This is a genomic window from Segatella copri (assembly GCF_949820605.1).
In the GTDB taxonomy this organism is placed as follows: Bacteria; Bacteroidota; Bacteroidia; order Bacteroidales; family Bacteroidaceae; genus Prevotella.
Genome location: NZ_CATKVU010000006.1, coordinates 3,155,107 through 3,167,420 on the forward strand (window position 1 = coordinate 3,155,107; position 12,314 = coordinate 3,167,420).

The 12,314-nt window shown below is 43.0% G+C and carries 13 protein-coding genes; 11 read left to right on the plus strand and 2 right to left on the minus strand.

The features are described from left to right. The first annotated feature begins 166 nt into the window (after positions 1 to 166). The 10 genes from RCO84_RS14115 to RCO84_RS14160 all read left to right on the plus strand — a co-directional run bounded on the left by RCO84_RS14115 (position 167) and on the right by RCO84_RS14160 (position 9,931). A complete protein-coding gene (locus RCO84_RS14115; RefSeq protein WP_317585434.1) occupies positions 167 to 1,537 on the plus strand; it encodes a DUF6242 domain-containing protein in 1,371 nt (456 codons plus the stop codon). Next, positions 1,492 to 2,208: a type IX secretion system protein PorG gene (gene porG, locus RCO84_RS14120; protein WP_317585435.1), complete on the plus strand. Its 717-nt coding sequence runs from the start codon at positions 1,492 to 1,494 to the stop codon at positions 2,206 to 2,208. The genes RCO84_RS14115 and porG overlap by 46 nt, the downstream gene beginning before the upstream one ends. Beyond that, a complete protein-coding gene (locus RCO84_RS14125) occupies positions 2,205 to 2,957 on the plus strand; it encodes an isoprenyl transferase (RefSeq protein WP_181975351.1) in 753 nt (250 codons plus the stop codon). Before porG ends, RCO84_RS14125 begins: the two co-directional genes overlap by 4 nt. A 51-nt stretch (positions 2,958 to 3,008) precedes the next feature. Next, positions 3,009 to 5,645 carry a BamA/OMP85 family outer membrane protein gene (locus RCO84_RS14130; protein WP_117693270.1) on the plus strand — a complete coding sequence of 879 codons (2,637 nt, stop codon included), beginning with the start codon at positions 3,009 to 3,011 and terminating at the stop codon, positions 5,643 to 5,645. A gap of 11 nt (positions 5,646 to 5,656) precedes the next feature. Beyond that, a complete protein-coding gene (locus RCO84_RS14135) occupies positions 5,657 to 6,169 on the plus strand; it encodes an OmpH family outer membrane protein (protein WP_022121518.1) in 513 nt (170 codons plus the stop codon). A 92-nt stretch (positions 6,170 to 6,261) separates the two neighbouring features. Next, positions 6,262 to 6,747: an OmpH family outer membrane protein gene (locus RCO84_RS14140; RefSeq protein WP_144155631.1), complete on the plus strand. Its 486-nt coding sequence runs from the start codon at positions 6,262 to 6,264 to the stop codon at positions 6,745 to 6,747. 114 nt (positions 6,748 to 6,861) lie between these two features. Then, positions 6,862 to 7,416: an OmpH family outer membrane protein gene (locus RCO84_RS14145; RefSeq protein WP_287588169.1), complete on the plus strand. Its 555-nt coding sequence runs from the start codon at positions 6,862 to 6,864 to the stop codon at positions 7,414 to 7,416. Continuing rightward, positions 7,413 to 8,249: a glutamate racemase gene (murI, locus tag RCO84_RS14150; RefSeq protein ID WP_287796716.1), complete on the plus strand. Its 837-nt coding sequence runs from the start codon at positions 7,413 to 7,415 to the stop codon at positions 8,247 to 8,249. Before RCO84_RS14145 ends, murI begins: the two co-directional genes overlap by 4 nt. 30 nt (positions 8,250 to 8,279) lie before the next feature. Then, positions 8,280 to 8,615 (plus strand): 30S ribosome-binding factor RbfA, encoded by a 336-nt coding sequence (gene rbfA, locus RCO84_RS14155; RefSeq protein ID WP_006848097.1) that lies wholly within the window; start codon positions 8,280 to 8,282, stop codon positions 8,613 to 8,615. Positions 8,616 to 8,701: 86 nt separating this feature from the next. After that, positions 8,702 to 9,931, plus strand: coding sequence for an FtsX-like permease family protein (locus RCO84_RS14160; protein ID WP_006848096.1), 1,230 nt, complete (start codon positions 8,702 to 8,704; stop codon positions 9,929 to 9,931). A 97-nt stretch (positions 9,932 to 10,028) separates the two neighbouring features. On the opposite strand, the gene RCO84_RS14165 is transcribed toward RCO84_RS14160, so the two are convergent. Together RCO84_RS14165 and aroQ are read right to left on the minus strand one after the other, a co-directional pair. Further along, entirely contained in the window at positions 10,029 to 10,667 is a 639-nt protein-coding gene (locus RCO84_RS14165; protein WP_288575119.1) for an O-methyltransferase, read from the minus strand. A gap of 29 nt (positions 10,668 to 10,696) precedes the next feature. Then, the gene (gene aroQ / locus RCO84_RS14170; RefSeq protein ID WP_006848094.1) at positions 10,697 to 11,131 is read right to left on the minus strand and encodes a type II 3-dehydroquinate dehydratase; all 435 of its coding nucleotides are present in this window, start codon (positions 11,129 to 11,131) and stop codon (positions 10,697 to 10,699) included. A 124-nt stretch (positions 11,132 to 11,255) separates the two neighbouring features. Between aroQ and xerA the strand changes: the two genes are divergently transcribed. Next, a complete protein-coding gene (gene xerA / locus RCO84_RS14175) occupies positions 11,256 to 12,212 on the plus strand; it encodes a site-specific tyrosine recombinase/integron integrase (protein ID WP_022121521.1) in 957 nt (318 codons plus the stop codon). Positions 12,213 to 12,314: the final 102 nt, after the last annotated feature.

The following is a 12,314-nucleotide window of genomic DNA, read 5'->3' on the forward strand; positions in this document are numbered from 1 at the left end:
CGTTTCTTGCAAAAGAAGCGGGATTTCTTCGTTTTTACGCCTCGAAATCACTAAAAAACTTAAAAAATGCGCCTAAAAATGAATAATTTGCATAATAATAAGGAGAAAAGGTCGAGTTTTTAAAGAATTCTCAGTAAATTTGCAGCTAAAAATAAAATAGGATAGAATGAAAAGGAAGTTTTTTGCTTTCATAGCGCTGATTACAGCTACGCTCTCGCTCTCTTCTTGCTTGAGCAGCGATGAAACAACAGTAGAATATACACATGATACAGCCATCACGGCTTTCTCGTTGGGTAGTCTTGACAGATATACCAAAACGAAGGCAGGTAAAGATACCTTGCTCAAGGCTAATGTGACGGGCTCTGACTATAAATTTTACATAGATCAGGCACAACGCTCGATTTATAATGTAGATTCCTTGCCTTGTGGGGTGAGGAGTACTGCCATATTGGCTACTATCAGCAGCAAGAATAACAGCCCTATTCTCCTGATGGATATCAACAAGACTGATTCTGTCGCAGCATACTATTCAAGTTCTGATTCCATCAACTTCTCAACGCCTCGCTTGATTAGAGTTTACAGCAGCGACTACTCTGCCTATGCCCAGTATAAGGTTACCGTAAACGTACATAAGGAGTTGCCTTATGAGTTTAAGTGGCATGAGCTGGCTCAGAACAACAGTCAGTTGACTGCGTTCTCTGATCTGAAGGCTGTAGCTTGTGGTGATTACATCTATGTATTCGGCAAGACTGCCGAGGGTACTAAGGTGCTGAAGTCAGCCATCAATGATGGCAGCGCCTGGTCACCTATTATGATGAACGAAAGCTTAAGTAGTGACGCTTACCAGAGTGCAGTAGCGCTGGATGGCGAACTCTATATCTCAGATGGCGGCAAAGTTTATGCTTCTGCCGATGCTGAAACATGGACATTGGTTCCTGGAAATGCAGATGTCAAGCAGCTCATTGGTGCAAGCAGCAAGTATCTCTATGCTTACACTGCTGCAGGTATCTCTGTTTCAAAAGATAAGGGTGCCAGCTGGGAGCAGGAGAAACTTGATAAAGATGCAGACTATTTGCCAACACAGAATATCTCAATGAATGTGGCTGGCGTACTCTCAGCTAAGGATGTAGAGAACGTAATGCTGCTGGGTACTCGCGACAAGGCTTTGAATGATACGGTTGCCATCACATGGTTGCGCACGGTTGACTATGATGCAAATGAAGCCGGACAGTGGAACTATCTGGAAATCGAAAAAAATAAAAGTGGAAAGATGCCTTGGCTGGATCAGGTAATTACCTGTGCTGCCGATACAGGCTTCGTTGCTTTAGGCAGTAACGGCAAATGGTATAAGAGCCAGAATGCCGGATTGACTTGGAAGCAGGATAAGATGGTTGTTCTGCCTGCTAAGTTTGCTACTGAAGGTACTGAAGGTCGTTTCGCTTTCTGCCGTGACAAGCAACATTACTATTGGATTATCAGAAACGGATACGTATGGAGAGGACGTTTCAATATAGATGGCTGGAGCAAGGAAGATTAATCATCCTGCTTGCCTACTTAACTCTGGGCTGTATGGCGGTTCGTGCACAGGACGATCCGCAATATCGCATGGAGATAGGCGCCGGTGTGGGGGTAATGACCTATGAAGGCGACTTTAACGGAAATGTGCTTAGCGACATGCAACCTGCCGGTTTCCTGGTGGGAAGATACAATTTCGACCCCTACAAGGACTTGAAACTGAGCGTGGGCTTTGGAAAAATAAAAGGTTCTTCGGCAAATGTGGATACTTTCTATCCTGATTATGCTGAGAATCCCTATTCCTTTAATCATACGCTGGTGGATATGAATCTGGTGTTTGAGTACAACTTCTGGCCCTACGGAACAGGCAGAGACTATCGCGGAGCCCAGCGCCTGGTTCCTTATATACTGGGTGGCCTGGGAGCAACCTATGTAAAAGGTAACGAAAAAAATGTATTTACAGCCAACGTGCCTTTAGGCATCGGCGCAAAATATAAAGTAAACGAAAGGTTGAACTTGGGACTGGCCTGGACTTTCCATTTCTCGCTCAGCGATGAACTGGATGGTGTGAAAGACCCTTACTGGGTAAAGAGCAGTGGCATTTTCAAGAATACCGACTGCTATTCTACCATAGCCGTTTCGGTGACCTATAGTTTCAGTGCAAAATGTAGAACTTGTAATAAAGAAGAATGATGGACAACTTAGATATGAACAGGATTCCTGAGCACATCGCTATCATTATGGATGGCAATGGTCGCTGGGCAACAGAACGGGGCAAGGAGCGTAGCTACGGCCATCAGGCTGGAGTAGATACCGTGCGCCGAATTACATCGGAGTGTACCAGGTTGGGGGTAAAATATCTCACCCTCTATACTTTCTCTACAGAGAATTGGAACCGTCCGGCCGATGAGGTTGCTGCCTTGATGGGACTGGTACTGACTTCGCTCGAAGATGAAATCTTCATGAAGAATAATGTCCGCTTCCGTGTGATAGGCGATTTGAAACGCCTGCCACAACAGGTGCAGGACAAGCTTCAGGAGACCATGGACCATACTGCGAAGAACGATTCGATGACTATGGTAGTGGCATTGAGCTATTCTTCACGTTGGGAAATCCTGAATGCTACAAAGAAAATGGTAAAAGAAGCATTGGAGTCTGGTTCAACCTATGAGCAGATAGAGGATAAACTGACAGAGGAGAACTTCGAGAAGCATCTGGAGACCAGTTTCATGCCAGATCCTGAACTTCTGATACGTACAGGAGGTGAACTCCGTATCAGCAACTATCTTCTTTGGCAGATAGCTTATTCAGAGTTGTATTTCTGTGATACCTTCTGGCCAGACTTCAATGAAGAAGATCTGCACAAGGCAATAGCAAGTTATCAGAACCGCCAACGTCGATTTGGAAAAACCGAGGCACAGGTGGAAGAGGAGGAGAAATAGGCAAACCTCATACAAGCATAGAAAAATCATATTATATATAATAAGGTATAAATGAATAGATTTAAAAAGATTTTCATCCTGCTGTTCGGCGTAATGGCATGCATGCAGATTCAGGCACAAGATAAAATCGTAAACCCTGACATCTCGTATGCTGGTACACCTCGTACCCTTAAGATTGGTGGTATCAATGTTTCGGGTGTTGAGGGCTACGAAGACTATGTCCTCACAGGTATTTCAGGCCTCAGTGTGGGCGATGAGATTACTGTGCCTGGCGACGAGATTACCAATGCCGTAAAGCGCTACTGGAAACATGGTCTCTTCTCGAAGGTGGCTATCGCTGCCGACTCTATCGTAGGTGAGAAGCTTTATCTCCATATCTATCTTGCGGTTCGTCCACGTATCTCTAATATCAACTATGTTGGTTTGAAGAAGAGCGAGCGTGAAGATATGGAGCAGAAGTTGGGTATGGTAAAGGGCACGCAGGTAACTCCGAATATGCTCGATCGTGCCAAGATTCTCGCCAAGAAGTATTTCGATGATAAGGGTTTCAAGAATGCTGATATCCAGATTAACCAGCGCGATGATGTCGCCAACAAGGGACAGGTAATCCTGGATGTTGTTGTTGACAAGAAAGAAAAAATCAAGGTACATCAGATAACAATCGATGGAAACGAACAGCTTTCTGACCGCAAGATTAAGGGTGGACTCTTCTCGAAGGGTGCTTTTGCCAAGACGCATGAGGCTGGTAAGTTCGCCTCTTTCTTCAAGTCGAAGAAGTTTACCCCTGAGAGATGGAAGGAAGATAAGCAGAAACTCATCGACAAATATAATGAGTATGGTTTCCGTGATGCTCAGATTCTGGAAGATAGCGTGAGCAACTTCGATGAGAAGCACGTTAATATCTACATCAAGGTAGATGAAGGTAAGAAATACTATATCCGTAACATCTCCTGGGCAGGTAATACCGTTTACTCTTCAGCTTATCTCGAAGCATTGCTCGGTATGAAGAAGGGCGATGTATATAACCAGAAGATATTGGGTAAGCGCCTGAATGAAGATGATGACGCTGTTTCTAACCTCTACTATAATAATGGTTATGTGTTCTCTCGTATCGAACCGACTGAAATCAATATTGATGGCGATTCTATCGATTTGGAGATGCGCGTAACAGAGGGACCTCAAGCTTATCTGAGCCATGTACGTATCAATGGTAATACCCGTCTTTACGAAAACGTAGTGCGCCGTGAACTTCGTACCAAGCCAGGCGACCTTTTCTCTAAGGATGCTCTGATGCGTTCGGCTCGTGAACTTGCTTCTATGGGACACTTTGATCCTGAGAAGGTTAGCCCGGATGTAAAGCCTAATCCTGAAGATGGTACGGTTGATGTAAACTGGAACCTGGAGCAGAAGAGTAACGACCAGATTGAGTTCTCGCTCGGTTGGGGTCAGACGGGTGTCATCGGACGTGTGGGCTTGAAGCTCAACAACTTCTCTATGGCAAACCTCTTCAACAAAAACAAGGAGCATCGTGGTATCATGCCTATCGGTGATGGTGAGGTGCTGAGTATCGGTGCACAGACCAATGGTACCTACTACCAGAGCTATAACGTAAGCTACTCTACCAACTGGTTTGGCGGCAAACGCCCTATCCAGTTCAGCGTAGGTGCATACTACAGTAAGAGTACCGACGTGTCAAGCAACTATTACAATAGTGCAGCCATGTACAACTATCAGAGTTACTTATATGGCTATGGTTCTAGTTACTATAACAACTACGAGAATTATTACGATCCAGACAAGTATATCCAGATGGTGGGTGTAAGCCTCGGTTGGGGTAAGCGCCTCCGTTGGCCGGATGATTACTTCACCTTGTCTGTACAGTTGGCTTACCAGCGCTACATGATGAAGAACTGGAGCTATATGTTGATGACCAACGGTAATGCGAACAACTTGAACTTGACCATCGCATTGAACCGAACATCAACCGATAACCAACTCTTCCCACGTCGTGGTTCTGAGGTTGAGGCAAGTGTCAACCTTACTCCACCATGGAGTGCGTTCGACAACAAGGACTACAAGAATCTTGCCAACGATTCTAAGTCGCCAACCTATTCTGCCGAGCAGCAGGAGAAGTACAGATGGATTGAATACCATAAGTGGAAGTTCAAGGCAAAGACTTATACTGCACTCACAGAGGGTCAGAAGTGCTTCGTATTGATGACCCGTGTAGAACTCGGTTTGCTCGGTTCTTATAACAAGTATAAGAAGAGTCCGTTCGAGACCTACTATGTGGGTGGTGACGGTATGAGTGGATACTCATCATATTATGGTGAGGAAACAATCGGACTCCGCGGTTATGAGAATGGTTCTGTATCTTACAGTCCTACAACCGGTTACTATGCTTATGCATACGACCGCTTCTCATTGGAGCTTCGCTATCCATTCCTCTTAGGTAACACAACCATTTACGGTTTGACCTTCGTAGAGGCTGGTAACGCCTGGTATGAAACCAAGAAGTTCAACCCATTCAGCATGAAACGTAGTGCCGGTGTCGGTGTACGTATCTTCTTGCCTATGGTTGGTCTGATGGGTATTGACTGGGCTTACGGTTTCGATACTGTATGGAATGGTAGTTCATATAAGAAGGGTGGAAGCCAGTTCCACTTCATCTTAGGTCAGGAATTCTAAAAATGGGTTTTATGAAGAAAATAGTATTGATGCTGATGATGGCTGTAGCAGCCATCTCTGCACATGCACAGAAATATGCATTGATAGATATGGAGTACATCTTGAAGAATGTACCCGCTTATGAGCGTGCCAACGAGCAGCTGAATCAGGTAAGCCGCAAATGGCAGGCAGAGGTAGAAGCTCTTAACACAGAGGCAAGCACCATGTATAAGAACTATCAGAACGAGGTAGTGTTCCTTTCCCAGGAGCAGAAGAAGGCTAAGCAGGATGCCATCATGCAGAAAGAGAAGGAGGCTAGCGATTTGAAGAAAAAATATTTTGGTGCAGAAGGCGACCTCTATAAGATGCGTGAGGCATTGATGGGACCTATTCAGGAAGAGATTTATACAGCAGTAAAAGAGATTTCAGACCTGCGCGGATATTCGCTTGTTCTCGATAGAGCTAGCAACAGCGGCATCATCTTTGGCTCTCCTAAGATAGATATTAGCAATGAAGTGCTCCAAAAATTAGGTTATTCCAAATAATAATTGTATATTTGCAGCCGGTAAGTGCATGTGCCAATGGATGGCGGCATGAAAACTTCATTTAGAAATTAATAATTAAAAAGAATAGAACAATGAAAAAGCTTATTTTAATGTTGATGCTCTGTGCACCAATGACTATGATGGCTCAGAAGTTTGGTAAAGTAAATACTCAGCAGATTATGCAGTCTTTGCCAGATGTAGCTAAGGCTAATGGCGAGATGGAAGCTCTCCAGAAGCAGAAAGAGAATGACTTGAAGTCTATGCAGGATGAGTTGCAGCGTAAGGCTGACGAGTATCAGAAGGGTTCCAGCACAATGAACGCTACAGCAAAGCAGCAGAAGGAAACTGAGTTGCAGACTCTCCAGCAGAAAATTCAGCAGGCTTACCAGGATGGTCAGCAGGAGTTGCAGAAGAAGAGCAGCGAACTCATGCAGCCTATCGTAGCAAAGGTACGTACAGCTATCGAGGCTGTAGGAAAGGCTGGCAACTACACCTTCATCTTCGAGGATGGTGCAGCTGTATATACAGGTACTAACGTAGTAGACGTTACTAAGGAGGTACAGGCTAAGATTAAGTAATCAAGGCAAATAAAAAGAATATAGATTGAGGGCAGGCAGAAGTGCTTGCCCTTATTTCTCATTTTCAATAACGAGGTATTTATAAGGTATTCATCATAAACGGTATCACTCATCATGAAAAAGAATCTCTTATTTCTGGCTTTTGCTCTCATCTCTTTGACAGTTTCAGCCCAGCATACAACGCCTGCAGCAAAGGTTCAGCAACAACAGATTGCTGTATCTGCTCCTTTGCATTTTGGCTACTTTAGTTTTGATAAGGTTTTTCATACTATGCCTGGTTACGCTATAGCCAAGCATAATATGGATGAACTCCGTGATAAATACGATGCAGAAACGAAACGTGTAGAAACTGAGTTTAATGCTAAGTATGAGGAATTTCTTGATGGACAGCGCACTTATGCCAAGACAATTCTGGAGAAACGTCAGGCTGAATTGCGTGAATTGATGGAGAAAAATATTGCCTTCAAGGCTGAGGCTACCCGCCTGTTGCAGCAAGCAGAGAATGATGCTTATGCTCCGCTCAAAGCAAAAATAAACGAGGAAGCTAAAAAGATTGGCAAGCAGAAGGGGTTTGCCTTTATCATCAATACAGACAATAATGCAGCTCCTTATCTCAACGAAGAGATGGGGGAGGATATTACAGCTTTGCTGGAGGAGACTTTGAAATGATGTTGCCTTCTAATCCCGGACCAATCGGTGTCTTTGATTCTGGTTATGGCGGACTGACCATCCTGCATGGGTTGCGCCAGATGATGCCTCAGTATGATTATATGTACTTGGGTGATAACGCTCGTGCTCCTTATGGCTCACGTTCGTTTGAGGTGGTTTATAAGTTCACACGCCAGGCTGTGCTTAAACTTTTCTCTATGGGGTGTCATCTCGTTATCCTGGGATGTAATACAGCTTCGGCTAAGGCACTACGTTCTTTGCAGCAGCGCGATATTCCTGAGTTGGATCCCAGCAGAAGAGTTCTGGGTATTATCCGCCCTACTGCCGAAGTAATTGGTACTATTACCAAGAGTAATCACGTGGGACTTCTGGCTACAGAAGGTACTATTAAAAGCCAAAGTTATAATATGGAAATTTCGAAACTTTGGCCAGAAATTCAGGTGAGTGGCGTAGCTTGTCCGCTTTGGGCTGCCATCGTGGAAGCCAATGAAGCAGATAGTCCGGGAGCTGATTATTTCGTAAAGAAACGCATCGACCAGCTGATGCTGAAGGACGCTGATATTGATACCATTATTTTGGGTTGCACGCATTATCCGCTTCTTATGAGCAGCATTGTGAAGAATCTTCCTGATGGTGTAAGAGTGGTTCCGCAAGGACAATATGTAGCAAGCAGTCTGAAAGATTATCTGAACCGCCATCCGCAGATGGAACAGATGATAACCAAAACAGGCTCTTGCCGATATCTCACAACAGAGAGTGAGGATAAATTCAAGGAATCTGCACAGATTTTCCTTCATGAACAGGTGGAGGTTACACATGTAGATCTTGAATAGTTTATAGTTAATTATTTATAGTTAATTGTTATGCAAGAAACAAGACAAAACCGTATATCAAGACTTCTCCAGAAGGAGTTGAGTCTTATCTTCCAGTCACAAACCCGCATGATGCATGGTGTGATGGTAAGTGTTACTAAGGTTAGAGTAAGTCCAGATCTCAGTATCTGTACTGCTTACTTGAGTGTGTTCCCTTCTGAAAAAGGAGAGGAGATTTTGAAGAATATCAATGCAAATGAGAAGACGATCCGTTTCGACTTGGGTAAAAAAGTGAGAAACCAGTTACGTATTATTCCAGAACTCCGTTTCTTCCTTGATGATAGTCTCGATTATTTGGAGCACATTGATGAACTCTTGAAAAAGTAAAAGAGTAAGAACGTAAAAAGACAAGGGAGTTAAGACGGCAATTCTTGACTCCCTATACTGTTATATAAATAAGGTAAGATAGAATTATGAATTTTCCATTCTTTATAGCTCGCAGGTATCTTTTCTCAAAGAAGAGTACGCACGTTATCAACGTCATCAGTTCTATTTCTGTAATAGGAGTGGCGGTAGCTACGATGGCTCTGGTCATCGTTCTGAGTGTTTTTAACGGCTTCCATGACCTGGTAGCTTCACTCTTTACGAGTTTTGACCCACAACTCAAGGTTGTGCCTGTTGAGGGAAAGACTGCACCTGCAGATGATCCTATTCTTACTAAGATTCGTCTTTTGCCGCAGGTAGATGTTGCAACAGAAACCGTAGAAGATCAAGCTCTTGCAATCTATAATGATCATCAGGCTATGGTGAAAATCAAGGGTGTAGATGATAATTTTGCAGAACTTTCTCATATTACAGATATTTTATATGGTGATGGCTCCTTCTCCTTGCATGCTGCCAATTTGGAATATGGAACTGTAGGTATCCGTCTTGCCCAGAATTTAGGCATAGGAGCACAATGGGATGGTTTCCTGAAAATCTATGCTCCTAAAAAGGAAGGACAGCTGGATATGACTAACCCTGGTGATGGCTTTGTTGTTGACTCGCTCAACTCTCCTGGCGTACTTTTTGCCGTCAAACAGGCAAAGTATGATAAAAACTATATCATCACTTCTATCTCATTTGCCCGTAATCTCTTTGGACAGCAAGGTATGCTCTCTGATTTGGAATTACGCTTGAAACCGGGTAGCAATCTGGATGCAGTAAAGGCTGAGATGCAGCAAATAGCTGGTAATAAATATAAAGTGCTTGACAGATTTGAACAACAGGAAGATACCTTTAAAATTATGTCGATAGAGAAGATGATTGCTTATATCTTCCTGACCTTTATCTTAGTTGTTGCATGTTTCAATATCATCGGCTCGCTTTCTATGCTTATTATTGATAAGAAAAATGATGTAGTGACTCTTCGTAATCTTGGAGCTAACGATAAGCAGATTACCAGAGTATTTCTTTTTGAAGGTAGAATGATAGCTGTGATAGGTGCTGTTATCGGTATTGGATTGGGCTTGCTCCTCTGCTTTTTGCAGCAGCAATATGGATTTGTACGTCTGGGAGATTCTGAAGGCTCCTTTATTGTTGATGCTTATCCTGTAAGTGTTCATTACTCAGATGTTGCCATTATTTTCGTTACTGTAATTGCTGTAGGTTGGCTTGCTGTATGGTATCCTGTAAGAGCGCTGAGTAAAAGGCTGTTGAGTTAAAACCTGAGGAATTTCTTATACTTGGGTGCATATACTAAAAGAAATGGCATGAATCTTTCATGGGGGATTCATGCCATTTCTTGTTCTAATTGATTTTTTATTTTTTCCTGATGAGTGTAAGACCATCGCGTAGTGGTAAGATAACAACCTCTACCCTAGGATCTTTTGCTATTAAATCATTGAAAGCCCGAATGCCTTGAGTCTGGTGGTCTCGGTCGTAGGCAGGATCGATGACGTGACCATCCCAAAGAGTATTGTCTGCAAGGATGTAGCCTCCAGGGTTCAGGATGCTCATAACCATTTCATACGTATCTATATAGGTACGCTTATCGCCATCAACAAAAGCCATATCGAATTTTACGCCTAGTTGGGGCGCTTCTATGTTGGCATCACCGATGCGGAAGTCAATCTTATCGGCAACATTCGAACCTTCTATCCAGGGACGGGTAAAATCTTCCATCTCATCATTGATCTCGAAAGTGTAGAGTTTTCCACCTTCCTGCAATCCCTGGGCCAGGCAGATAGCACTATAGCCACTAAATGTGCCTACTTCCAGAATATTCTTCGGGCGAATCATCTCTACAAGCATCTTGAGAAGTCTGCCCTGAATATGGCCGCTAGCCATACGTCCATGGATAGTATGTATATTGGTGGCGCGGTAAAGACGATACAGATAATCGCCTTCAGGCTCTATATGCTGGCAGATATATTTGTCTATGAGTTCAGTCTCTGTCATAATCTGATGGATTTAGAGTAACGGAAATCTTACTCTTCTGTTTCTTTCTGTGCTAAGATTCCTGAAATGGCAAGTTCGTAAGAAGCCAGACCGAAACCGCAGATTACGCCCAGGCAAGCACAGGAAATATATGAATGATGGCGGAACTCTTCACGTTTATGCACATTAGAGATGTGTACTTCAACGCAAGGGCATTTCAAACTGCGAATACAATCCTGCAAGGCGATGCTGGTATGAGTATAGGCGCCAGCATTGAGTACTACACCATCATAGGAAAAACCTACTTCCTGCAGCTTGTTGATTAACTCGCCTTCAATGTTGCTCTGAAAGTACTCTATCTCAATATCAGGGAATTTCGCTTTCAGCTTAGGCAGATAACTCTCGAAAGAATTGCTACCATAAATACCCGGTTCTCTTACACCAAGAAGGTTCAAGTTTGGACCATTAATAATTTGTATCTTCATATTTACTTGATTTTTAATCGTAATCCATATTTTTTTTGTATCTTTGCGGCAGAGATCTTTTGTACTCTCCTGTCTTATGCAAAGACGATGCAAAGATACAATAAATTAAGGAAACTGACAAAAAATGAGGAATGAAATTATAAAGAACTATATGAGATACCTCAAGTTGGGGCGTAATTTCTCCAAAAATACGTTGGATGCCTATTACCATGACTTGAATTTTCTCTTGGAGTATGCTGATAAGAACAATTTGGTGCTGACGGAAATGAAATTGGAAGACTTGGAGAATTTTTCTGCAAGTTTGCATGATCGTGGTGTTTCTGCTCGTTCACAAGCTCGGATTTTGAGCGGAATCCGTTCATTCTACCGTTATCTGGTGCTTGATGATTATATAAAAGACGATCCGACCGAATTACTGGTTTCTCCCCAAATAGGAAAGCATTTGCCGGAGTATTTATCGGTAGAAGAGGTTGACATGCTTGAAGCGGCTATCGATTTGGAAAAATGGGAGGGACAGCGTAATAAGGCGATTATAGAGACCCTGTTCTCCTGTGGCCTTCGCGTTTCGGAACTTGTGAATCTAAAGAAAAGCGATGTGTTTGAAGAAGAAAAGTTTATTAGGGTCATAGGTAAAGGTAACAAGGAACGCATCGTTCCTATTTCTGGTAAGGCTCTGAAAGAAATCAATCTTTGGTATATAGACCGGAATCTGATGACAATCAAGCCAGGTGAGGAAGACTATGTCTTCTTGAATCGTAGAGGTGCTCATCTCACACGCAATATGATACTTATCATGATAAAAAATGCGGCTTATGATGCAGGAATCAAGAAAACCATTTCTCCTCATACTTTACGCCATAGTTTTGCTACAGCCTTGTTGAAAGGTGGAGCCGATCTGAGGGTAATTCAGGCCTTGCTGGGGCATGAAGATATTGGAACCACAGAGATTTATACTCATCTTGAAACTTCAGATTTGCGCAGAGCTATCTTGGAACATCATCCTCGAAATATCAAATATAGTGAAGAAAACCAAGTGCTTGATTCTGATAAAACAGACAAAAGATGCCCGAATAACAGATAAAGCACAAGGAATTGACGTTTTTTATATTGGAATATGACAAAATCTGAAAAAATATGAGTAACTTTGCAGCCGCAAAATAATGAATATCAATAATTAAATAGA

Excerpts from the sequence above, each read along its gene's own strand:
- xerA (WP_022121521.1), top strand. The coding sequence starts at position 11,256 with ATGAGGAATGAAATTATAAAGAACTATATGAGATACCTCAAGTTGGGG.
- aroQ (WP_006848094.1), bottom strand. The coding sequence starts at position 11,131 with ATGAAGATACAAATTATTAATGGTCCAAACTTGAACCTTCTTGGTGTA.
- RCO84_RS14140 (WP_144155631.1), top strand. The coding sequence starts at position 6,262 with ATGAAAAAGCTTATTTTAATGTTGATGCTCTGTGCACCAATGACTATG.
- RCO84_RS14160 (WP_006848096.1), top strand. The coding sequence starts at position 8,702 with ATGAATTTTCCATTCTTTATAGCTCGCAGGTATCTTTTCTCAAAGAAG.
- RCO84_RS14165 (WP_288575119.1), bottom strand. The coding sequence starts at position 10,667 with ATGACAGAGACTGAACTCATAGACAAATATATCTGCCAGCATATAGAG.
- RCO84_RS14135 (WP_022121518.1), top strand. The coding sequence starts at position 5,657 with ATGAAGAAAATAGTATTGATGCTGATGATGGCTGTAGCAGCCATCTCT.
- rbfA (WP_006848097.1), top strand. The coding sequence starts at position 8,280 with ATGCAAGAAACAAGACAAAACCGTATATCAAGACTTCTCCAGAAGGAG.
- RCO84_RS14125 (WP_181975351.1), top strand. The coding sequence starts at position 2,205 with ATGATGGACAACTTAGATATGAACAGGATTCCTGAGCACATCGCTATC.
- murI (WP_287796716.1), top strand. The coding sequence starts at position 7,413 with ATGATGTTGCCTTCTAATCCCGGACCAATCGGTGTCTTTGATTCTGGT.
- RCO84_RS14145 (WP_287588169.1), top strand. The coding sequence starts at position 6,862 with ATGAAAAAGAATCTCTTATTTCTGGCTTTTGCTCTCATCTCTTTGACA.
- RCO84_RS14130 (WP_117693270.1), top strand. The coding sequence starts at position 3,009 with ATGAATAGATTTAAAAAGATTTTCATCCTGCTGTTCGGCGTAATGGCA.
- RCO84_RS14115 (WP_317585434.1), top strand. The coding sequence starts at position 167 with ATGAAAAGGAAGTTTTTTGCTTTCATAGCGCTGATTACAGCTACGCTC.
- porG (WP_317585435.1), top strand. The coding sequence starts at position 1,492 with ATGGAGAGGACGTTTCAATATAGATGGCTGGAGCAAGGAAGATTAATC.